General features: G+C 69.1%; 13 protein-coding genes. 9 read left to right on the forward strand and 4 right to left on the reverse strand.

Going from position 1 to position 22,456, the window contains the following annotated elements:
- Positions 1-124: 124 nt before the first annotated feature.
- On the reverse strand, positions 125-538 hold the full coding sequence (locus tag QO011_RS30065; protein ID WP_307280670.1) for a DUF2852 domain-containing protein: 414 nt from the start codon (positions 536-538) through the stop codon (positions 125-127).
- A 183-nt stretch (positions 539-721) separates the two neighbouring features.
- Between QO011_RS30065 and QO011_RS30070 the strand changes: the two genes are divergently transcribed.
- From QO011_RS30070 to QO011_RS30080, 3 genes are all read left to right on the forward strand, one after another.
- Complete coding sequence (locus QO011_RS30070) at positions 722-1,540, forward strand: UDP-2,3-diacylglucosamine diphosphatase (protein WP_307280672.1); 819 nt, start codon at positions 722-724, stop codon at positions 1,538-1,540.
- Positions 1,537-2,562, forward strand: a complete 1,026-nt coding sequence (locus QO011_RS30075; RefSeq protein WP_307280675.1) for a glycosyltransferase family 4 protein — start codon at positions 1,537-1,539, stop codon at positions 2,560-2,562. Before QO011_RS30070 ends, QO011_RS30075 begins: the two co-directional genes overlap by 4 nt.
- Before the next feature lie 354 nt (positions 2,563-2,916).
- Positions 2,917-4,128 (forward strand): GGDEF domain-containing protein, encoded by a 1,212-nt coding sequence (locus QO011_RS30080; RefSeq protein WP_307280677.1) that lies wholly within the window; start codon positions 2,917-2,919, stop codon positions 4,126-4,128.
- Positions 4,129-4,319: 191 nt separating this feature from the next.
- Here QO011_RS30080 and QO011_RS30085 read toward each other — a convergent pair whose 3' ends face one another.
- Entirely contained in the window at positions 4,320-5,210 is an 891-nt protein-coding gene (locus QO011_RS30085; RefSeq protein WP_307280680.1) for a response regulator transcription factor, read from the reverse strand.
- Positions 5,211-5,244: 34 nt separating this feature from the next.
- Entirely contained in the window at positions 5,245-8,649 is a 3,405-nt protein-coding gene (locus tag QO011_RS30090) for an ATP-binding protein (RefSeq protein ID WP_307280681.1), read from the reverse strand.
- Positions 8,650-9,018: 369 nt separating this feature from the next.
- Between QO011_RS30090 and urtA the strand changes: the two genes are divergently transcribed.
- From urtA to urtE, 5 genes are all read left to right on the forward strand, one after another.
- On the forward strand, positions 9,019-10,296 hold the full coding sequence (gene urtA / locus QO011_RS30095) for an urea ABC transporter substrate-binding protein (RefSeq protein ID WP_307280892.1): 1,278 nt from the start codon (positions 9,019-9,021) through the stop codon (positions 10,294-10,296).
- A 136-nt stretch (positions 10,297-10,432) separates the two neighbouring features.
- A complete protein-coding gene (gene urtB / locus QO011_RS30100) occupies positions 10,433-12,022 on the forward strand; it encodes an urea ABC transporter permease subunit UrtB (protein ID WP_307280685.1) in 1,590 nt (529 codons plus the stop codon).
- Positions 12,019-13,170, forward strand: a complete 1,152-nt coding sequence (gene urtC, locus QO011_RS30105) for an urea ABC transporter permease subunit UrtC (RefSeq protein WP_307280687.1) — start codon at positions 12,019-12,021, stop codon at positions 13,168-13,170. Before urtB ends, urtC begins: the two co-directional genes overlap by 4 nt.
- A gap of 5 nt (positions 13,171-13,175) precedes the next feature.
- Complete coding sequence (urtD, locus tag QO011_RS30110; RefSeq protein ID WP_307280689.1) at positions 13,176-13,937, forward strand: urea ABC transporter ATP-binding protein UrtD; 762 nt, start codon at positions 13,176-13,178, stop codon at positions 13,935-13,937.
- 8 nt (positions 13,938-13,945) lie between these two features.
- The gene (urtE, locus tag QO011_RS30115; RefSeq protein ID WP_307280693.1) at positions 13,946-14,641 is read left to right on the forward strand and encodes an urea ABC transporter ATP-binding subunit UrtE; all 696 of its coding nucleotides are present in this window, start codon (positions 13,946-13,948) and stop codon (positions 14,639-14,641) included.
- A gap of 76 nt (positions 14,642-14,717) precedes the next feature.
- Here urtE and QO011_RS30120 read toward each other — a convergent pair whose 3' ends face one another.
- Positions 14,718-21,638 carry an apolipoprotein A-IV repeat region-like domain-containing protein gene (locus QO011_RS30120; RefSeq protein ID WP_307280696.1) on the reverse strand — a complete coding sequence of 2,307 codons (6,921 nt, stop codon included), beginning with the start codon at positions 21,636-21,638 and terminating at the stop codon, positions 14,718-14,720.
- 435 nt (positions 21,639-22,073) lie between these two features.
- Here QO011_RS30120 and QO011_RS30125 point away from each other — a divergent pair, with 435 nt between their 5' ends.
- On the forward strand, positions 22,074-22,409 hold the full coding sequence (locus QO011_RS30125) for an Hpt domain-containing protein (protein WP_307280698.1): 336 nt from the start codon (positions 22,074-22,076) through the stop codon (positions 22,407-22,409).
- Positions 22,410-22,456 lie beyond the last annotated feature (47 nt).

Here is a 22,456-nt window from a genome sequence, read left to right on the forward strand (position 1 = left end):
TGCCCGCTCGGCACCGGTCGTAGACCGGGGCAGACGGCATGAGACCACCCGGACGGCAAAACGCCCGCGCGAAGAGCGCGGGCGTCCTGATGTGATGCGGAATTGCCGCGCGCGAAGCGCGGGATCAGGCGTTCGTCGCCGGTCCGCCCTGGCGGAACGCGTTGCGCTCGGCCATGAAGCGATCGAACTCTTCCTTGTCGCGGGCGCGGCGCAGGTTGCGCAAGAACTCGGCGAAGGCGCGGCCTTCTTCCTCGAGCTTGCGGCGCTCCTCGTCCAGGCGGCGCAGTGTTTCGGTGCGATAGTCGTCGAAGGCGGCATTGCCGGTCGCCGACCAGGTCTGGCGCTGCTCGCGGGCAAAGCCCCCGAACTCCGTCTTGACGCGGTCGAACCCTTCACGGACCTGGTCACGGGAGACGCGGCCGCCCCAGATGCAGAACGCCAGCGCCGCCAGACCCAGAGGCCACCAGATCACAAAGCCACCGACCACCGCCAGGATGTGCAGCGGGCTCCAGTGGCCCCTCGTCGCGCAGGAGGTCATCGTCCTCTCCTCTATAGCTCCCCAGCCGGGGCATGACGTGGTGTGGGCTGCCCGCTCGTGCAAGAGGAGGGCAGGGGAATTCCGGCAGGCCGCCCCCCTCTGCGACGGACTGTCACAAATCCGAGACCTGAATCGTGTTTGTGGCGCCAGGACGACTGATCGGCGAATTTCGGGAGCGCCATCATGGGCGAGGAAAGCGAAGGCAGGCGCTATCGGGCGCTGTTCCTTTCCGACATTCACCTCGGAACCAAGGGTTGCCAGTCGGAGCTTCTGCTCGACTTCCTGCGCGCCTACGATGCCGAGACCATCTACCTCGTCGGCGACATCGTCGATGCCTGGCAGCTCAAGAGCGGCTGGTACTGGCCCCAGTCGCACAACGACGTGGTGCAGAAGCTCCTGCGCAAGGCGCGCAAGGGCAGCCGCATCGTCTACATCCCCGGCAACCACGACGAGTTCCTGCGCGACTTTCCCGGCCACCATTTCGGCGGCATCGAGGTGGTCGAGCAGACCGTGCACGTCGCGGCCGACGGCAAGCGCTATCTCGTCATGCATGGCGACGCCTTCGACGTCGTGGTCCGCCACGCCAAATGGCTCGCGTTCCTGGGCGACTGGGCCTATGTCTTCGCCCTTGGCGTCAACACCTGGTTGAACATCTTCCGCCGCCGTCTCGGGCTGAGCTACTGGTCGCTGTCGGCCTGGGCCAAGCTCAAGGTGAAGAACGCGGTCAATTTCATCGGCCGCTTCGAGGAGACGCTGGCCGACGAGGCCAAGCGCCTGCAATGCGACGGGGTGATCTGCGGCCACATCCACCATGCGGCGCAGCGCGACCTCGACGGCATCGCCTATATCAACACCGGCGACTGGGTGGAGAGCTGCACCGGGGTGATCGAGCATGCCGACGGCCGCTTCGAGGTGATCCGCTGGATCGATCGCGACCGCCGGCGGCAGACCGCTTCGCCGGACGCCGCGCCGACGCCGGCCGAGGCGCGGGCCGCCGCGTGAAGATCCTGATCGCGACCGACGCCTGGCGGCCGCAGGTCAACGGCGTCGTGCGCTCCCTGGAGCAGACGGCGTCTGCCGCGGCAGCCCTCGGCGTCACCTTCGACATCCTGTCGCCGGCGGGCTATGCCACCGTGCCGCTGCCCTCCTATCCCGAGATCCAGCTGGCGCTGGCGACGCCGTCCTCGATCGAGCGCCGCATCCGCGAAGCCGCGCCGGACTTCATCCACATCGCGACGGAGGGGCCGATCGGCTTCCTCACCCGCCGGGCCTGCCTCAAGCGCGGCCGGCCGTTCACCACCAGCTATCACACCAAGTTCCCCGAATATATCGCGGCGCGGGCGCCGATCCCGCAGGACTTCATCTATCGCTGCCTGCGCCGGTTCCACAATGCCGGCTCCGGCACCATGGTCTCGACGCCGGCCATGGAGCGCGAGCTCGCCGCCCGGGGCTTCCGCCGCCTGCTGCGCTGGTCGCGCGGGGTCGACCACGAGCTGTTCCGGCCGCGGGCGGAGACGATGTTCGACCTGCCGCGCCCGATCTTCCTCAGCGTCGGCCGGGTGGCGGTGGAGAAGAACATCGAGGCGTTCCTGGCGCTGGACCTGCCGGGATCGAAGGTGGTGGTCGGCGCCGGGCCGGCCTTGGCGGCGATGCGCGCCCGCTTTCCCCAGGTGCATTTCGCCGGTATGCTGCACGGCGAGGCGCTGGCGCGGGCCTATGCCTCGGCCGATGTCTTCGTCTTCCCCAGCCTGACGGACACCTTCGGCATCGTGCTCCTGGAGGCGCTCGCCAGCGGCCTGCCGGTGGCGGCCTTCCCGGTGACCGGCCCGCTCGACGTGATCGGCGGCACCAGTGCCGGCGTGCTCGACGAGGACCTGCGCCGGGCGGCGCTCGCCTGCCTCGACATTCCCCGCGAGGCGGCCCGGGCCGAGGCGCTGAAATACAGCTGGGAGGCGAGCGCCCGCCAGTTCATCGCCAATGTGCGCAGCGCCTGCGGCGGCTCTCTGCAGGACGAGGCGGCCTGAGGGGCAGGCGGTCAAAGCTTTCGTGTGCTCGCCGCGCACACGAAAGTCCTGATAGTCCCTCGCGATAACGTCGCCTTCCATCTCGCTCACCCTGAACTGAGCCTGATTCTTGTGTCTCACCCAAAGGGTGCAGTCCACGCAAGACTGGGGAGATTCGACAACTTCGCAGATCCAGGAACAGCCGATGCCATATCGTGGCGGCAGAGCTTTGATCCAGGTCGGAGTTTATCGGGTACGCTCTCCCCTCATCTTATTATCGCCGACCCAGCCAATATGGCCGGTCGAATTAGGCTTTCTGCAATGGCGCTCCGGCCATAACGCGTCGTGTCGTCGCCGTCTGCGCAGGGGACTTCCGTGCCGCTGGATTATCATTCCTTGCTTCTCGCCTTTGCTCTTTCCGGATGCGGATTGGCAGCGGCCTTCCTTGTCAGCTGGCTCGTCTCCAAGAACGATACCTTCCTGATGACATGGACCATCGGGGTCGCCCTGATGGCTGGCGGCGTGCTGATCTATGACGCCTACGTGACCACCATGTCCGCGGTTCTCGGCGCGACCGGATACACGGTCCTGCTAGTGGGGCTTGCCTTCGTCTTCGGTGCTGGCCGCGAGTTTCGTACCCGCGTGCTACCCTGGCGCAGCATGGCCGTCATGGCATCAGTGCCTTCACTGGTCGTGTCCGGGCTTATGCTGGCCGGCTACAACGGCGGCGCGATCTTCCTCCTCAACGTGGGCGCAACGATAATTTTGCTCGTGACGGCTTGGGACTATTGGCTCGGGCGCGCGGAAGCCAGGCTGGCCATTACCTTGCTGACCGTGCTCTACATTTTGACAGGGCTATCTTTCGTTCCCTGTGCTGTCATTGTGTTGCTTGATGGCCAATGGGTCATTGCGCAGGCGCCATCGAACTGGGCTGAAGATCTCAATATCGACATTTGTCTGGCAACCCTCTCCGGCATCGGAGCGCTGTCGCTGGGGCTTAATCAGGCGCGACTAGCGCGTGGCCATAAGCGCGATGCGGAAACGGATCCGCTGACCGGATTGCTCAACCGGCGCGCGCTGCTCGATCGGGTTGCCGCGGAGATCAAGGGGCCGGCCGCACTCGTCATTCTCGATATTGATCACTTCAAGCAGATCAACGACGTTCACGGCCATGTCGTTGGCGACGAGGTTCTGCGGATATTCGGGGAGATCCTCATTCTCTCCGCGCATTCTCCCATCCTTGCCGCGCGGCTCGGCGGCGAGGAGTTCGCGCTGCTGATGCCCGGCACCTCGGCGGCGTCGGCCGCTATTGCCGCAGAGAATATTTGTGTGCGCCTTGCCAAGCGTCAGTTCACCGGGGGCGCTGGTTCGTTCCAGACCACCGCTTCCGCCGGCGTAGCCACTCGCCAGGATGGCGTCCTCGATTTTGATGCATTGCTGAACGCAGCGGACAAGGCGCTCTATGTCGCCAAGCGGAGCGGTCGGAATTGTGTCGCGATCAGCGCGGACGGGGTGGAGTTCCTGGCAAACACGCGGCGGCAGACGGACGATTCGGTCGATCTGGTCAAGCTCGAGCTCAGCTCATGAGACCTCATGTGGGCGTTTCAGGGTCAAGGGTTGAATTGGGTGTTGCATAGATCGAGCTTGCGCCCGTGATCGAGATGCTCGCGCCGATCGAGTTCCGGCCGGTCGATGCCTTCACGCTCAACGCAGCGATCACGCCTGCGGCCGGTGACATGACGCGGCGCCGCAATGCCGTGCTTGACGCCGGGACGGACCTACCGCTCGTCCAGCGCCCGGATCGCCAGCACGGCGGCCGAGGCGCGGTTCTCCACCCCCAGCTTCACGTAGATCTGCTCCAGGTGCTTGTTCACCGTGCGCGGGCTCATGTCGAGAATGTCGCCGATGTCGCGGTTGGACTTGCCGCGGGCGATCCACAGCAGCACCTCGGCTTCCCTGGCGGTCAGCGCAAATTTCTGCCGCAGCGTCACCTCCTGGTTGCCGGCGCCCTCGGCGGTGAGGCGGAACAGGAACTCGTCCTCGCCGATCCGGCCGAGGAAGGAGAGGTGCAGCGTCGCCCCGCCCGGCGCGACCGTCAGGCTGAAGCCGGCATCGGCACGCTCGCCACGCAGCCGCCCGATCACGGCCGGCGGCAGGCTGCGGGCGCCCTCCAGCAGGCGCACGGCCTGCGGCGTCGACCAGAGGATGGCGCCGGACCCGTCCACCGCCACCAGGAACCGGCCGGCCGCGTCGAGCGCCACCCGCGCGCTCTGCGCCGCCCTGGCATTGGTGAGGTGCACGCGGATGCGGGCCAGCAGCTCGTCGATGTTGATCGGCTTGGTGAGGTAGTCGACGCCGCCGGCCTCCAGGCCCTGGACGATGTGCTGGGTCTCGGTGAGCCCGGTCATGAAGATGACCGGCACATGCGCCACGGCGCCGCGCGCCTTGAGGCGTCGTGTCGTCTCGAACCCGTCCATGTCGGGCATCAGCGCGTCCATCAGCACCATGTCGGGCGTGATGCGCTCGACGATCGCCAGCGCCTGGGCGCCCGAGGTCGCGACCAGCACCATGACGCCGGCCTGCTCGAGCGCATCGGTGAGCAGGCTCAGCGTCTCGGGCGAGTCGTCGACCACCAGGACGATGTCGCGGGCGGCGGGCTGGCTGGTCATGGCGTCCGCGGCACCCGTCCGCCGGGGTTGCTGGTCATGGCTCGCCGATCGCCTCCAGGGCCTTGGTGTAGCGCTCGAAATCGAAGCTGCGCAGATGCGCCCGCATGGTCTCGACGAAACCGTCCATGCCCGGCTCGGCCGCGATCTCGACCAGCTTGGCCTCGATGCCGCGGACATAGCCGATCCGGCCGAGTCGCAGCAGCTCCTCCACGTGCCGGCCGCCGGGATGGGCGGCCGGCGCCGGCCGGGCCTGGGCGGTATCCGGCGCCTCCTCCAGCCATTCCAGCCTCAGGAGGTGGGCCAGCCGGTCGAGCAGCTGCGTGAGATCGAAGGGCTTGGCCAGCATGTCGTCATGGGCGTCGTCGTCGCCATGGGCGGGATGGCTCTCGCCGATATTGGCCGACAGCATCAGGATCGGCGCGGCCTGGCCGGCGGCGCGCAGCGCCTTGGCGAGGTCCCAGCCGCTCATGCCGGGCATGGAGATGTCGAGGAGGAAGATGTCCGGCTTCAGCGCCGGATCGGCCGCAGGACCGCCAGCCCCGGCCTCGGCGGTGGACGCGCCGGGCTCGGGCGTCGCCGCGCCCGTCAGCGCCAGGCAGGTCGCCCCGTCCCGGGCGGTCAGCACGGCGAAGCCGAGCGGCTCCAGCACGGCGCGCATCAGGTCCTGGTGGTCCTGGTCGTCGTCCGCCACCAGCACGGTGCGCCGGGGCCCGCGATAGCCGCGCACGGCGAGCGCCGGCGCGGCCGCCGGCGCCGCGATGGTCGACAGCATCATGCGCACCTGGAAGGCGGAGCCGCGCCCCGGCTCGCTCGTCAGCCGGATCTCGCCGCCCATGATCTGCACCAGGAGCCGGGTGATGGTGAGGCCGAGGCCGAGCCCCGGCGTCCGGCTGCCGGCATGGGCGCCGCGCTCGAAGGGCTCGAACACGCGCTCCAGGTCGGCCGCCGGGATGCCGACGCCGCTGTCCGCGACGGTGAAGGTCGCGACCTGGTTGCGGTGCAGCACGCGCAGGCTCACATGCCCCGTCTGCGTGAACTTGATGGCGTTGGAGAGCAGGTTGATCAGCACCTGCCTCAGCCGCTTCTCGTCGGTGCGCACCGCGTCGGGCAGGGGCGAGGCCGGCTCGAAGCGGAAGTCGAGGCCCTTGGCCTGGGCCTGCAGCCGGAACATCTCGACGATCTGGTCGAGGAACTCGCCGAAGCGCACGTCGCCCCGCTGCAGCTGGAAGCGGCCGGCCTCGATCTTGGAGATGTCGAGCAGCCCGTCGATCAGGCCGGAGAGATGCTCGGCGCTGCGCTTGATGACGCGGATGCTGCCGCGCCGGCCCGAAGGGATGGCCTCGTCGCGCTCCAGGAGCTGGGCATAGCCGAGCACCGCGTTGAGCGGGGTGCGCAGCTCGTGGCTGAGGCCGACGACGTAGCGGCTCTTGGCGAGGTTGGCGGCCTCCGCCACCTCCTTGGCCCGCTGCAGCTCGGCATCGGTGCGCCGGTGCGCCGCGATCTCCTTCAGCAGCAGCGTCGTCTGGCGCGAAGATTCCTCCTGCGCCACGCGCCGGCTCTCATGCGCCAGCACGAAGAACCAGGCGACGATGCCGGCGATGATCAGGAGGATGACGAAGGCGACCCAGAGCGTCTTCGAGACGACCTCCGCATGCGCCGGGCCCCACGACGAGGCCTGGAAGTGGATGAGGTAGAGCACCAGGCTGATCACCCCGGTGAACAGGGCAAACACGCCGAAATACTGCACCAGGCGCGGGCTTATCCGGGCCGAGAGGGCGGCGGGAAGGGTGGCCTCGAGCGCTCCCAGCACCTGCGCCTGCAGCTTCGCGGCCGGCTTGCACAGGTCGTGGCAGCGTGCGTCGAGCGAGCAGCACAGCGAGCAGATCGGCGCGGCATAGGCGGGGCAATGGGCCATGTCCTCCGGCTCGAAGGCGTGCTCGCAGATGCTGCAGGTAATCTCCGGCCGAAGCTTCCAGGCGGCGCGCGGCTTGCGGGCGAGGTAGTACCGGCCCCTGGTCGCCCAGGCGATGGCCGGCGCTGCCGCCAGCGACACGGCGAGGGCGACGAAGGGGGCGAGCGCCTTGGCGACCTCGCCGAAGGTCCCGGCCGCCGCCATGAGCGCCACCACGGCGGCGATGCCCATGGCCCCGACACCGACCGGATTGACGTCGTAGAGATGGGCGCGCTTGAACTCGATGCCCGGCGGCGAGAGGCCGAGCGGCTTGTTGATGGCGAGGTCCGCGACGATGGCGCCGAGCCAGGCGACCGCCACCACCGCGAACAGGCCGAGCGTCTGCTCCAGCGCCTCGTAGATGCCGAGCTCCATCAGGAGCAGCGCGATGGCGACGTTGAAGATCAGCCAGACCACCCGGCCGGGATGGCTGTGCGTCAGCCGCGAGAAGAAGTTCGACCAGGCGAGCGAGCCGGCATAGGCGTTCATCACGTTGATCTTGAGCTGCGACACCACGACGAAGGCGGCGGTGAGCACCAGCGCCGCATCCGACCAGGGCAGGGCATAGCCGAAGGCGATGCGGTACATCTGCGCCGGCTCGGCCGCGTGCCCGGCCGGGACGCCGTGGCGCAGCGCCAGCACCGCCAGGAACGAGCCGAACAGGAGCTTCGGCGCCCCCAGGATGATCCAGCCCGGCCCCGCCGCCAGCACCGAGAGGAAGCCGCGCTTCGATCCGGGCTTGGGCACCGGCAGGAAGCGCAGCACGTCGACCTGCTCGCCGATCTGCGGCATCAGCGCCAGGATCACCGAGGCCGCGCCGCCGAACTTCAGGATGTCGAAGGCCGCCGAAGCGTCGTGCAGGCCGGGAAAGCGGGTCCACTCGGTGAAGGAGGGCCAGTCCGACCACAGGATGAAGCCGACGGGCAGGATGTTGAGGCCGATCCACAGGGGCTGGGTGATCAGCTGGAAGCGGCTGATCCAGGTGATGCCATGGGTCACCAGCGGGATCACCGCCATGGCGCTGACGATGTAGCCGATCCACAGCGGCAGGCCGAAGCACAGCTCCAGCGCCGTCGACATGATCGAGGCTTCGATGGCGAAGAGGATGAAGGTGAAGGTGGCGTAGATCAGCGAGGTGACGGTGGAGCCGATATAGCCGAAGCCCGCCCCGCGCGTCAGCAGGTCGATGTCGAGGCCGTGGCGCGCGGCATAGCGGCTGATCGGCAGGCCGGTGAGGAACAGGATGACGCCGACCACCAGCGTCGCGACGAGCGTGTTGGCGAAGCCGTAGGACAGGGTGATCGCCCCGCCGATCGCCTCCAGCGCCAGGAAGGAGATCGCGCCGATCGCCGTCTGCGCCACCCGCGGCGCCGACCATTGGCGCGCGCTCTTGGCGGTGAAGCGCAGCGCATAATCCTCCAGGGTCTGGTTGGCGACCCAGCGGTTGTACTCGCGCCGGACCGGAAGGATGCGTTGCCGGCCTGCCATCGGGTGGGATCGTCCTCCGGGCTGCGGCCGGGCAAAGCAACCGATCTTGCCGGGCCGCGGAGCAGAGGTCGGGACCGCCCGTGACGGCCGGGCCGCCGCATTCCCTGCAAGGCGCATGCCGCCGCTCCGCAAGGCGTGTGCCGCCGCGCGTCGGCAATTCTGCCCAATCCGCCGGCATCTCGCCCGTTTTGCGGGCATTGCCGCCTCTCTACGTCAATCGACGTATATGCTGCATTGCAATAGAGGCGGCAGATTTCCCCATCGGTGCGTCGCCACAAGACGCTTCCGCCGAACGCAAGACACACCGTTCACCGCACCAACAGGGGGAAGATGATGAAGCAGCCGATGATGAGCCGCCGCGCGGCGATGATGATGCTGGCCGGCGGTGCCAGCGCCCTGGCGCTCGGCGCCGGCACGCGGGCCGCCTTCGCCGCCGACGAGACCATCAAGGTCGGCATCCTGCACTCGCTGTCCGGCACCATGGCGATCAGCGAGACGACGTTGAAGGACGTCATGTTGATGCTGATCGAGGAGCAGAACGCCAAGGGCGGCGTGCTCGGCAGGAAGCTCGAGGCCGTGGTGGTCGACCCCGCCTCCAACTGGCCACTCTTCGCCGAGAAGGCCCGTGAGCTCCTGACCAAGGACAAGTGCGACGCGGTGTTCGGCTGCTGGACCTCGGTGTCGCGCAAGTCGGTGCTGCCGGTGTTCGAGGAGCTCAACGGCATCCTGTTCTACCCCGTGCAGTACGAGGGCGAGGAATCCTCCCGCAACATCTTCTACACCGGCGCCGCGCCGAACCAGCAGGCGATCCCGGCCGTCGACTACCTCATGGCCAACGAGGATGTGAAGCGCTGGGTGCTGGCCGGCACCGATTATGTCTATCCCCGCACCACCAACAAGATCCTCGAGGCCTATCTGAAGTCCAAGGGCGTCGCCGCCGAGGACATCATGATCAACTACACGCCCTTCGGCCATTCCGACTGGCAGACCATCGTCTCCGACATCAAGAAGTTCGGCTCGGCCGGCAAGAAGACCGCCGTGGTCTCCACCATCAACGGCGATGCCAACGTGCCCTTCTACAAGGAGCTCGGCAACCAGGGCATAAAGGCCACCGACATCCCGGTCGTCGCCTTCTCCGTGGGCGAGGAGGAGCTCGCCGGCATCGACACCAAGCCCCTGGTCGGCCATCTCGCCGCCTGGAACTACTTCATGTCGGTCGACACGCCGGAGAACAAGGCCTTTATCGAGAAGTGGAAGACCTTCACCAAGAACCCCAAGCGCGTCAGCAACGATCCGATGGAGGCTCACTATATCGGCTTCAACATGTGGGTGCAGGCGGTGGAGAAGGCCGGTACCGTCGACCATGACGCGGTGATCGACGCGCTGATCGGCGTCTCCGTGCCCAACCTCACCGGCGGTCACGCCACGATGATGCCGAACCACCACATCACCAAGCCGGTGCTGATCGGCGAGATCCAGGAAGACGGCCAGTTCAACATCGTCTCCCAGACCCCGGGCCTCGTGGTCGGCAAGGAATGGTCGGACTATCTCGACGGCTCCAAGGACCTGATCTCCGACTGGAGGAAGCCGCTCTCCTGCGGCAATTTCAACGTCAAGCTCGGCAAGTGCGGCGGCAAGGCCGCCTGATCCACGCCGCCGTTTCCGGGCCCGGCCGCTCCGGCCGTGGCCCGGATCATGCTCCGCCGCAACCGACGGGCAAGGGGATGGGCCGCTGCCTCTGCGCCAGCGTCGAGGCCGCGCACTGTCGCTCCGGGGAACGCCGATGCGCAATGTCCTGACACTGCTGCTCCTCTGTCTCGTCCTCGCCGTCGCGCCCGTCGCCGCGCGTGCCGATGCCGCCCTCTATGCGCGGCTCGCCACCGACAAGTTCGACGCGATCGAGGCGGCGGTCGGCGCTCTTGCCACGTCGGGCGATCCGCAGGCCGCGGCCACCATCGACGCCCTGGCCGACGGACGGCTGAGCTACGACCCGGCCGGCAAGGCGGTGTTCTACACCAGGGACGGCGCCACCATCGACGCCGCCACCGGCCAGGCGGTCGCATCCCCACCTCCGGGCCTGAAGAAGGTCAGGCTCAACAACCGCGTGCGCCGGGCCGTCGAGGCGGCGCAGGGCGCGCTGACGCTGATGTCGCCCGACCCGGCCAGGCGCCTGGCCGCCGCCGAGGCGGTCGCCAAGGCGCGCGACGCCGCGGCGCTGCCCGGCGTCGAGACGGCGCTCGCCGCCGAGAAGGACGCCGGGGTCCGGCGCGCCCTGGAGCTCGCCCGCGCGGCCATCGTCTTCCTCTCGACGTCGGCCGGCGAGCCGGACCGCATCGCCGCCGCGGCGGTGATCGCCGCGCGCCGGGACCAGGACGCGCTCGGCCTGCTCCAGTCCCTGCCACCCGATGCGCCGCAATCCGTCCGCGATGCCGCTGCGGCCGGCGTCGCCGGCATCCGCAGCGAGCTCGCCTGGTGGGACGCCGTCCAGAATCTCTGGTACGGCCTGTCGCTCGGCTCGGTGCTGCTGCTCGCCGCCATCGGCCTCGCCATCACCTTCGGCGTGATGGGCGTGATCAACATGGCCCATGGCGAGATGGTGATGCTCGGCGCCTACACCACCTTCGTGGTGCAGGACCTGATCCGCAGCTACAGCCCCGGCCTGTTCGACTATTCCCTGGCCATCGCCATCCCGCTCGCCTTCCTCGTCGCGGGCGCCGTCGGCGTCGTGATCGAGCGCACGGTGATCCGCTGGCTCTACGGCCGGCCTCTGGAGACGCTGCTCGCCACCTGGGGCGTCAGCCTGATCCTGCAGCAGGCGGTGCGCACGCTGTTCGGGCCGACCAACCGCGAGGTCGGGGCGCCGGCCTTCATGACCGGCTCCTTCGAGCTCGGCGGCCTCGCCATCACCTGGAACCGCCTGTGGATCATCGTCTTCGCCGGCCTGGTGTTCGCCGCGCTCCTGTTCGTGCTGCGCTTCACCGCCTTCGGCCTGCAGACCCGCGCCGTGACGCAGAACCGGCGCATGGCCTCGGCCATGGGCATCCGCACCAACTGGGTCGACGCCTTCACCTTCGGCCTCGGCTCCGGCATTGCGGGCCTGGCCGGCGTCGCGCTCAGCCAGATCGACAATGTCTCGCCCAATCTCGGCCAGGGCTACATCATCGACAGCTTCCTGGTGGTGGTGTTCGGCGGCGTCGGCAATCTCTGGGGCACGCTGGTCGGGGCGCTGTCGATCGGCGTCGCCAACAAGCTGCTCGAGCCCTATGCCGGCGCGGTGCTCGGCAAGATCGCGCTGCTCGTCCTCGTCATCCTGTTCATCCAGAAGCGCCCGCGCGGCCTGTTCGCGCTGAAGGGCAGGGCGGTGGAGCAATGATCACGACCCGGCTCCTCTCCGACCGGCGCGGCCTGGTCTTCCTCGCCGTTCTGGCCCTGATCGGGGTGCTCGTCCCGATCTGCCATCTCGCCGTGCCGGAGAGCTCGGCCTTCTACGTGCCCGCCTGGGTGGTGGCGCTGCTCGGCAAGTACCTGTGCTACGCGCTGCTCGCCCTGTCGCTCGACCTGGTCTGGGGCTATTGCGGCATCCTCTCGCTCGGCCACGGCGCCTTCTTCGCCCTCGGCGGCTACGCCATGGGCATGTACCTGATGCGCCAGATCGGCAGCCGCGGCAAATATGGCGACCCCGTCCTGCCGGACTTCATGGTGTTCCTCGACTGGAAGGAGCTGCCCTATGCCTGGTACGGCTTCCAGCACTTTCCCTATGCCGCCTTCATGGTGCTGTTCGTGCCGGGCGTCCTCGCCTTCCTGTTCGGCTGGTTCGCCTTCCGCTCGCGCGTCACCGGCGTCTACCTCTCGATCATCACCCAGGCCATGACCTTCGCGCTGAAGCTCGCCTTCTTCCGCAACGACATGGGCTTCGGCGGCAATAACGGCTTCACTGACTTCAAGGACATCCTGGGCTACGACATCCAGGCTGCGACCACCCGCACGGTGCTTCTCGTCGCCTCGGTGATCGCGCTGGCGCTGGGCTATCTCGTCTGCCGCGGCATCACCGGCTCCAAGCTCGGCAAGGTATTGATCGCCGTCCGCGACGCGGAGAGCCGCACCCGCTTCCTCGGCTACCGCGTCGAGAACTACAAGCTGTTCGTCTTCGTCGTCTCGGCCTGCCTCGCCGGCGTCGCCGGGGCGCTCTACGTGCCGCAGGTCGGCATCCTCAATCCCAGCGAGTTCGAGCCGAGCAATTCCATCGAGGTGGTGATCTGGGTCGCGGTCGGCGGGCGCGGCACGCTGGTCGGCGCGGCGCTCGGCGCCATTCTCGTCAATTTCGCCAAGACCACCTTCACCTCAGGGATGCTGGCGCCCTACTGGCTGTTCATCCTCGGCGGCATCTTCGTCCTGGTGACGCTGTTCATGCCCAGGGGCGTGCTCGGCCTGGTCGACCAGATCGCCGCGCGCTTCAGGCGCAGGCCTGGCGCCTCGTCCCGGGCTGCTGCGCCCGTCGCGGTCGAGAACCCGGCGGAGTGAGCCCGATGATCCCCAACGATGCGGTGCTGACCAACACCCTGCTCTATCTCGACGGCGTCGAGGTCTCCTTCGACGGCTTCCGCGCCCTGCGCGGCCTGTCGCTGACCCTCGGCGCCGGCGAGATGTGCGCCATCATCGGCCCCAACGGCGCCGGCAAGACCACGATGATGGACGTCATCACCGGCAAGACCCGTCCCGACAAGGGCGACGTGCTGTTCCAGGGCTCGATCGACCTGACCAGGCTCGACGAGGCCGACATCGCCCAGCTCGGCATCGGCCGCAAGTTCCAGAAGCCGACCGTGTTCGAGAGCCAGACGGTGGAGGACAACATCCTGCTCGCCCTCAAGGGCGGGCGCGAGGTCTTCGCCAACCTGTTCTGGTCGCGCTCGGCAGCGGCCAGGGCCAAGATCGACGAGGTGCTGGACACCATCCGCCTCGACCATGTCCGCACCCGGCTCGCCGGCTCGCTGTCGCACGGCCAGAAGCAATGGCTGGAGATCGGCATGCTGCTGGCGCAGGACCCCAAGCTCCTGCTGGTCGACGAGCCCGCCGCAGGCATGACCGACGCGGAGACGGCGCAGACCGCCGTGCTCCTGAAGCGCATCGCCAAGGACCACTCGGTCGTGGTGGTCGAGCACGACATGGTGTTCGTCCGCGATCTCGACGTGCGCGTCACCTGCCTGCACGAAGGCGCGGTGCTGGCCTCCGGCACGCTCGACCAGGTCAGCGCCAACGAGCGCGTCGTCGAAGTCTATCTCGGGAGGTAGGGAGCACCATGCTGACGGTCACCGGCCTCGATCTCTACTATGGCGCGGCGCAGGCGCTGCGTTCGGTCTCGCTCAGCGCCGAGCCCGGCGAGGTCACCTGCATCCTCGGCCGCAACGGCGTCGGCAAGACCTCGCTGCTCCGGGCCCTGGTCGGCCACCAGCCGATCGCGCGCGGGCGGATCGAATGGGCCGGCGCCGAGATCAGCGCCCTCGCGCCGCACGAGCGTGCCCGCCGCGGCGTCGCCTATGTGCCGCAGGGCCGCGAGATCTTCCCGCTGCTGACGGTGAAGGAGAATCTCGAGACGGGTTATGCGCCGCTGAAGGCCCGCGACCGCGACATTCCCGAGGACGTGTTCTCGCTCTTCCCCGTGCTCAAGGACATGCTGCGCCGACGCGGCGGCGACCTCTCCGGCGGCCAGCAGCAGCAGCTCGCCATCGGCCGGGCCCTGGTGACGCGCCCCTCGCTGCTGGTCCTCGACGAGCCGACCGAGGGCATCCAGCCTTCGATCATCAAGGATATCGGCCGCGCCATCACGTATCTCAGGCAGAAGGGCACCATGGCGATCGTGCTGGTGGAGCAATATTTCGACTTCGCCCGCGAGCTTGCCGACCGCTTCTACGTCATGGACCGCGGCGAGATCGTCATGTCCGGCACCCGCGAGACCATGGACGAGGACGAGGTCCGCCGCCGCATGAGCGTGTGAGGCCGCCTTTCGAGGGCGTCCTGGAACAAGAAAGGCGGCCGAAGCCGCCTTTTCCATGTCCCTCGCGTCAAGCCCCTCAGGCCAGCTTGCCGGCCGCATGGGCGAGGATGGTGTAGACCTTGCCGCTGTCGGCGGTGAGATAGGTCCTGGCCATGGCGCCGCTGCGGTCCTCGCGATCGACCTCGGTGATCAAGCGCTCGAACTCGTCGATGTAACGATCGACGGTGTCGCGGAAATCCTCGTCGCGGCGATAGCGGCGGCGGATCTCCTCGAAGGTCTTCTGGCCCTGCAGCGTGTAGAGGCGGCGGTTGAAGACGTTGCGCTCGCCGCGGCGATAGCGCGCCCAGACTTCCTCGGCCGCTTCCGGCTCGATCATCCGGGCGATGTCGACCGACAGCGTGTCGAGCGAGGCGGGCTGCTCGGCGGGAGGCTCGGCCGGCTCCTCGGCGCCGGACTCCTCGTGCGAGGCGCGGGCGAGCACTTCGGAGAGCCAGCCGTTCTTGCGCCGCTCGCCATTGCCCGCCGGCGGGGCGGGCGGCGGGGCCGGGCGAGCCGCCGGAGGCTGCGGGGCCCGCTGCGGCTCGGGCTTGGCGGCCTGCTGCGGGGCCGGGGCCGGCGGAGCCGCGGGCTTGGCGGCGGCCGGGGGCGGGGCCGCCGGTCGGGCGGGCGCCGGCGGCTGCGGCGCGGGCTGGGGCGGCGCCGGCCGCGGGGCGGGGATGGCCGCTGGCGGCGGGGCCGGGCGCGCCGGCTCGGCGGCTCGGGCGCGCGGCGCCGGTTCCGGCGCGGCGATCGGACGCGTCAGGCTCGCCGGCAGCACGGCCTCGGGCAGGCGCGCCGGCTCGCTCCGGCGCGGCGCCTCGACCACGTCGTAGGTCCGGCCCGAGCGAGCCACGATGTCGGAGAGATCGTTCAGCGCCTGGATCTGCTCGGCCACGACACGGCGCATCGCCGCCGTCGATTCCGACGTCTCGCGCGGGATCTCGATCAGGCCGCGCTGCAGCTCGGCGCGCGTTGCTTCCAGCTCCTGCTGGATGGTCTTGGCCATGCCGCGCATCTCCTGCGCCGCCTCGGAGAACCGATCGGAGGCGTTGCCGAAGAGGTTGTTGACCTCGGCCACCGCCTGCTCGTAGGCGGCGCGCATCGACGAGGAGGTGCGCTCGCGCTCCTTGCCGGTGGTGGCGCGGATCAGCTCGAACTGCTCGGCGATGGCATGCGCCGTGGTGTTGGCGTTGTCGGCCAGCAACGTGCCGGCCTGCTTCGCCTTGGCCTCGGCATTGGCCAGCGTCTCCTCCACCGTCGAGGAGAAGGAGCGCAGCAGCGTCTCCATCGTCTCGGTCTTCGAGGTGATGGCGCCGACCAGGGATTCCAGCGCCGCCCGGCGCTCGTCGAGCGCCCGGTCGACGCGCGCCTGCGTCTGGTCGAGGGCCTGCGCCGCCTGCGAGAGCTGAGAGGCCTGCTGCTCCAGCCGGCCGGTGAGGGCGGTGACGTCGCCGAGCACCTCGCCCGAGATCTCGCGCAGCGTCGTCACCTGGTGGCCGACGCGGCTGGTCGCCGAGTTCGCCTGGTCGGCGAGGCCGTTCATGGTCGACTGGAAGGTTTCCAGCCGCTCGCTGAGGCCGCCCTCGATGCTCTCCAGCGACCGGGCGGAGCCGTCCAGCGTCTCGGTGAGCTTCTTGTTGGTGGTGCCGACCCGGTCGAGCAGCGAGCCGAGCTCGACGCGGATGCGGTCGTTCACCGAGCCGAGCTCGCCGACGGCGCGGCCGGCCCGCGTCTCGATCGCCGCTGCCAGCGTGTCGGAGGAGAGCTCCAGCGAGGCCGTGAGCTCCGCCCGCTTGTCGGCGAGCGCGGTGACGAGCTCGCCGCCCTTCTCGCTGATCACGGCGGCGATGCGCGTGCCACGCTCCTCCAGCGACTGCACCACCATCAGGCCGGCATCGGCCACCTCGTTGGTGATGGCGCTGCCGCGGGCCGAGATGGTCTGGACCAGGGCGTTGCCGCGCTCGTCCAGGATCTGCGCCAGCTCGTTGGAGCGGTTGCCCAGCACGGCATTGATCTCGGCGGCGCGGTTGCCGAGCGTGACGCCGACATCGGCGGAGAGGCGCGACAGCGTCGCATCCACCTCGGCGGCGTTCTGCATCAGGCTCTCGGAGACGGCCTGCACCTTCTCCTGCAGCGTCGCGGCGATCTGCGAGCCGCGGGCGTCGAGGGTCTGGGACACCTCGGTGAGGCGGCCGATGACGTTGTCCTCGAAATGCGCCACGCGCATGTCGAGGGTCTTGGCGACCTCGGTGGCGCGCGAGCCGAGCGTGCGGTTGATCTCGTCGACCTTGCCGGCCAGCGTGTCGGCGATGTGCGAGCTCTTGTCGTCGAACTGCGCGGCGATCTCGATCGCCTTCGACGACAGGGTGTTGGAGATCATCGAGCTCCTGCTGTCGAGCTGGTCGGCGAGCGTGGCCGACTGCTCGGCGATCCGGTCGGTCAGCTGCAGGCTCTTGCTGGTGAGCAGGCCGGTGATGTCGTCCGCCTTGGCCGAAATCGAGGCGGCGATGGCGGTCGAGCGGGCGTCGAGCAGCTCGGAGATCTCCTGCGCCTTGGTGTCGAGCGCCACGGTGACTTCCTTGCCGCCGTCGCCGAGCACGCGGGCCATCTCCAGCGTGCGTGCCGCCAGCGTCTCGTTGAGGGCGCGGGCGCGGGCGTCGAGGCCCTGGTCGATGCGGGTGATGCGCCCGTCCAGCGTGTCGGCGATCTCGGTCGTCTTGGTGGCGAAGCGGTCGTCGAAGGCGTGCAGCTTGTCGTCGAGCGTGTCGGCCATCTCCCGTGCCCGGGAGCCGAAATGCTGCTCGATGAAGTTGAGCTTGTCCTCGACCGTGTCGGCGATCTCGCGCGACTTGGAGCCGAAGCGCTGGTCGAACATCTGGAGCTTGTCGTCGAGCGTGTCGGCGACGTCCCGCGAGGTCGATCCGAAGCGCTCGTCGAAGGCCTGGAGCTTCTGGGCCATGCTCTCGGCGATCTCGCGCGACTTGCCGTCGAAGCGGGCGTCGAAGTCCTGCAGCGCCCCGCCCAGCGTGTCGGCGATGTCGCGCGAGCGCGAGCCGAAGCGGTCGTCGAAGGCCTGCAGCTTCTCCTCCAGGGTCTGGGCGATCTCGCGCGACTTGACGCTGTAGCGCTGATCGAAGCCCTGCAGCTTCTCCTCCAGGCTCTCGGCGACCTGGCGAGCGGTCAGGCCGACACGCCCGTCGAACCCCTGCAGCATGCCCTCGAGCGCCTCGGCGATCTCCTCGGCCTTGGCGCCGGCGCGCTGGTCGAAGCCTGCCAGCTTCTCGTCGAGCGCGTTGGCGATGTCGCGCGAGCGCGTGGCCACGCGCACGTCGAAGCTGCGCAGCTTGTGGTCGAGGGCCTCGGTGACCTCGCGCGACCTGGTGCCGAAGCGCTCGTCGAAGCCGCCGAGCTTCTCGTCGAGGGCGTCGCCGATCTCACGCGACCTGGTGCCGAAGCGCTCGTCGAAGCCGCCGAGCTTCTCGTCGAGGGCGTCGCCGATCTCACGCGACCTCGTGCCGACGCGTTCGTCGAAGCCGCTGAGCTTCTCGTCGAGGGTGTCGGCGATCTCGCGCGACCGGGTGCCGACGCGCTCGTCGAAGCCGCTGAGCCTCTCGTCGAGGGCGTCCACGATCTCGCGCGACCGGGTGCCGACGCGCTCGTCGAAGCCGCTGAGCTTCTCGTCGAGGGTGTCGGCGATCTCGCGCGACCGGGTGCCGACCCGCTCGTCGAACCCGTTCAGCTTCTCGTCGAGGGACTCCACCATCTCGCGCGACTTGCTGCCGAAGCCGGTGAGCCTCTCGTCGAGAGCGTCCACGATCTCCCGCGAGCGCGACCCGACGCTCTCCTCCAGGCGCTGCAGCTTCTCCTCGAGCGTGTCGGCGACATCGCGCGACTTGGAGCCGAAGCTCTGATCGAAGCTGAAGAGCTTGCCCTCCAGCGTGTCGGTGGCGGTGGAGATCTGGTTGTCGATGCGGTCGACCAGAGCGCTGCCGTGCACGCGGATCGTGCTCTCGAACCCGAGCAGGCGCTGGGCGATATCCTCGCTCAGCGAGCGGGTATCCTCGCCGATGCGGCCGGCGAGGGCGGTGGCGCGCACGTCGACCACCTCTTCCAGGGCGGCGATGCGAGCGTCCAGCGCCTTGGTGGCGCTCTCGACGCGGCTCGCCAGCGCCGTCTCGAAGGCGCGCAGCTGGTCGTCCAGCGTCGACTGCACCGAGCCGGCGTCCGCCTGGAAGCGGCTTTCGAAGGCGCTGAGGCGGTCGGAGATCACGCTCTGCACCACGTCGGTGTTCGCCGCCACATGCGCCTCGAAGGTGGCGAGGCGGGTGTCGAGCGCCTCCTGCAGCGCCCCGGTGCCGCTGGCGAAGCTGGTCTCGAAGGTGCCGAAGCGCTGGTCGAAGGCCGACTGCACCTGCGTCGCATTGCCGGTGAAGCGTTCCTCGAAGGACGAGAGGCGCTGGTCGAGCGCCGACTGGACGCCGCCGACATTGTCGGCGAAGCGCGTCTCGAAGGTGGCGAGATTCTGCTCGATGCCGCTATGGGCCGTGGCCGAGACCGCGGCGAAGCGGGTCTCGAAGGCGCCCAGGCGCTGCTCGAGCGTGGCGTTGGCTGCGGTCACGTTGTCGGCGAAGCGCTGCTCGAACGAGCCGAAGCGCTGGTCGAGGCTGCCCTGGGTCTGGGCGGAGAGCCGGGCCAGGCTCTGCTCGAAGGAGCCGAGGCGCTCGTCGAGTGCGCCCTGCGTCGCCGTCGACATCGCCGAGAAGCGTTCCTCGAAGGCGCCGAGGCGCTGGTCGAGCTCGGCCTGGACGGAGCCGGAAGCGGCCGTGAAGCGCTCTTCGAAGGCGCCGAGGCGCTGGTCGATATTGGCATGCACCACCGCCGCCTTGCCGGCGATGGTCTCGTCGAAGCCGGCGAGGCTCGCTTCGATGGCCCCGCGCACGGCTTCGGCCCGCTTGGCGCTGCGGCCCTCGATCGTCGACAGCAGCCCGTCCAGCTTGGCGTGCAGCTCGTTGGCGGTCTCGGCGCTGCCCTGGCGATGGGCTTCCAGCCGGTCGGCCATGGTCTTGGCCAGGGCCTCGGTCTGGGCGTCGACCGTGGTCTCGAGCCGGAGCACGCCGGTGTTGATCTGCGTCACCGCGGCCTGGCTGCGCTCCTCGATCACCTTGCCGAGCGCTTCGCCCGACGAGGACAGGGAATTGGCGGCCTCGCGGCCGGCCTGGGCCAGCAGGCCGGCGAGCCCGTGGCCCTCCTTGACGAAGACCGTGCCGATGATCTCGGAGGCGGCCGCAACCGCGGCCTGCGTGTCGGCGGTGCGCGCCTCGATGGCGGCGACCACCGACTGGCCGGTCTCCGACAGGCGCCGGTCGATGTCGCCGCCGCTGACCACGATGGTCTCGTGGATGCGGTCGCTGGTGGCGGCGAGGCGGTCGGCGAGGTCGCCGCCGCGGGTGGTGATGATCTCGGCGATGCGCGTCGCCGTATCGTCCAGCTTGCCGGTGACGTTGGCGCCGCGGGTCTGCAGCTCGGCCAGCACGGCGTCGCCCGTCGCCCTCAGAGTGTTGTTGACCTCGGCGACGCTGGAGGCGATCTGCTCGACCATGTTCGAGCCGGTCTCGCGGATCGAGTTCGTCACCAGCTCCGAGCCTTCGCCGAAGGCCTGGGTCAAGGACTCCCCGGTGCGGATCAGCGTCTCGTTGACGTCGGTGCCGCGCTGGGTGATCTCGTCGACGATCCTCTGGCTGTTCTGGGTCAGGGCCTCGTTCAGGGCCCGGGCCCGCTCCGACATCGTGCCGCTGAGCTCGTTGGCCCGGGCGGCGAAGGTCTCGTTGACGAGGTCGGAGGTCGCCGCCAGACGGTTGGTGACTTCGTCGGCGCGCTGGTTGAGCGTATCGGTGACCAGGCCGGACGCGGAGGAGAGCGTCCGGTTGACATCCTCAGCCGTGGTGGTCATGCGCTCGATCAGGGCCGAGCCGCGCTGGCCCATCGCCTCGACCATCTCGCTGCCGACCTTGCCGAGCTCGCCGGTGATCTCGCGTCCCTGGTCGCCGAAGGAGCGCATCACCTGGGCGCCGGCGTCGGCGACCTCGGTCGTGATCCGGCCGGCGACGTCGCCCAGCGACTGGGTCAGGCCCTCGTGAGCCACCACGATGGCCGAGCGGACGCGGTCGGCATTGTTGACGATCGCCTCGCGCTGCGCCGTGAGGTCCTCGACGATGGAGCGGATGCGCAGCTCGTTCTCCGAATAGGAGCGCTCGAGCAGCGACACCTCGTTGTGCACCATGATCTCCAGCTCGCTGGCGCGGGCGAGGGCGCGGTCGATGCCGTCGCCCATGGCCGCGACCTCGCGACGGATGGCCTGGCCGACGGAGACGACGCCGTCGGCCGCCACGTTCTCCGGTTCGGCGAGACGGAAGGCGACCTGCGTCATCGAGCGCGCGGCATAGCGCATCTCCTGCGCGCGCCAGATCATCGAGGCCATGATCAGGAAGAACACCGGCGGCAGCACCACCGCGACGAAGCCGGCGATCAGGGCCGGATTGGCCCGATAGGTGGCGATGCTGGCCAGGGCGGCCGGCGCCAGGTCGAACAGCGCCAGCAAGGCAGCAGCGCCGCCCGCCAGCCAGAGCAGCCCGACCAGCGCGGCCACGATATAGGGCGTGCGCGGCGGCTTGCGCTGCAGGGCATAGAGCAGCTGGCCGACGCTCTCGCGGTCGTCGTTGGCCGGCGTGCGGCGGGAGCCGAAGCCGGAGGCGGGACGCTCCTCGTCGCGAGGCGGCGGATCTTCGGTCGGCTGGCGGGGCACGGCGGTTTCGAGCGTGAAGCCTTCGTCGACATTGGGGAGGCTCGGTCGGGCGTCCGCATCCGCCTGCTCGGGTGTCGACGTTTCGAGGTTGAGAGCCTCCTCGATCGCGGACAGGGCCGCGTCCGCCGGGTCCTGCGCCTTCGACTTGTTCGCCATCACTTGCCTCACGCTACTCGTTCGCAGCCGTCCGCGCTCTCTTGCACCCGACGCGGTCCGGCGGCTGTACTGTCCGCATCGCCTCGGCCGAAGCGACACGCGACGTCCCCCGGGGCCGGCCGGCCTCGGGGCAGGAATGCCGCAGGAAAATGGTACAGGCCCGCAGTCGGAATGGAAACCGGCTCGCGCCGCTTTCCCTCAGCTATCGTTAACGCCTTGTTTACCATGCTGAAAGCCGCGCAGAATACGGTTTTTTTGCGGTTTTTCCTTCGATTCGGCGCTTTGACGGGGCGTCAACCATGATGCAGGCTTGTTTGCCGGCTGGCTCTGGCCTTCACGATTGGCTGAGCGGCCGGGCCATAGGGTCGGGCTGCGGAAGGTAGAGAATCGTGCCGGAGCGGACGGGCGGGGAGGCGGGGCGCCATGGAGAGGATCGTGCCGGACGATATCGGTTGCAACGAGGATGTCGTCCTCGACGCCGGCCATCTCGCACGCCAGACCTTCGGCGATGCCGCCCTCGAACGCGAGCTGCTCGTCCTGTTCTCCGGCCAGTCCGCCGCGCTCGCGGCCCGGATCGTCGCGGGCGAGGCGCCGGAGCGGCGCATGGCGGCCCATACGCTGAAGGGATCGGCCCGCGCCGTCGGCGCCTGGGCGCTGGCGGCGGCGGCCGCGGCGGTCGAGGCGGGGGACGGCGGGCCGGAGCGGCTCGAGGCGGAGCTCGCCCGCGCGCAGGCGGCGATCCGCGACCGCCTGGCGCAGGATGCCGGATGACCCAAGCAGCTCTTGCGGCTTCGGCCACGACCTGATCTTGCATTTTC

Source organism: Labrys wisconsinensis, assembly GCF_030814995.1.
GTDB classification, from domain to species: domain Bacteria; phylum Pseudomonadota; class Alphaproteobacteria; order Rhizobiales; family Labraceae; genus Labrys; species Labrys wisconsinensis.

Bases quoted from the DNA above. Each gene is read 5' to 3' on its own strand.
- QO011_RS30065 (WP_307280670.1), bottom strand. From the start codon at position 538: ATGACCTCCTGCGCGACGAGGGGCCACTGGAGCCCGCTGCACATCCTG.
- urtB (WP_307280685.1), top strand. From the start codon at position 10,433: ATGCGCAATGTCCTGACACTGCTGCTCCTCTGTCTCGTCCTCGCCGTC.
- urtA (WP_307280892.1), top strand. From the start codon at position 9,019: ATGATGCTGGCCGGCGGTGCCAGCGCCCTGGCGCTCGGCGCCGGCACG.
- urtC (WP_307280687.1), top strand. From the start codon at position 12,019: ATGATCACGACCCGGCTCCTCTCCGACCGGCGCGGCCTGGTCTTCCTC.
- QO011_RS30070 (WP_307280672.1), top strand. From the start codon at position 722: ATGGGCGAGGAAAGCGAAGGCAGGCGCTATCGGGCGCTGTTCCTTTCC.
- QO011_RS30090 (WP_307280681.1), bottom strand. From the start codon at position 8,649: ATGGCAGGCCGGCAACGCATCCTTCCGGTCCGGCGCGAGTACAACCGC.
- urtE (WP_307280693.1), top strand. From the start codon at position 13,946: ATGCTGACGGTCACCGGCCTCGATCTCTACTATGGCGCGGCGCAGGCG.
- QO011_RS30120 (WP_307280696.1), bottom strand. From the start codon at position 21,638: ATGGCGAACAAGTCGAAGGCGCAGGACCCGGCGGACGCGGCCCTGTCC.
- QO011_RS30085 (WP_307280680.1), bottom strand. From the start codon at position 5,210: ATGACCAGCCAGCCCGCCGCCCGCGACATCGTCCTGGTGGTCGACGAC.
- urtD (WP_307280689.1), top strand. From the start codon at position 13,176: ATGATCCCCAACGATGCGGTGCTGACCAACACCCTGCTCTATCTCGAC.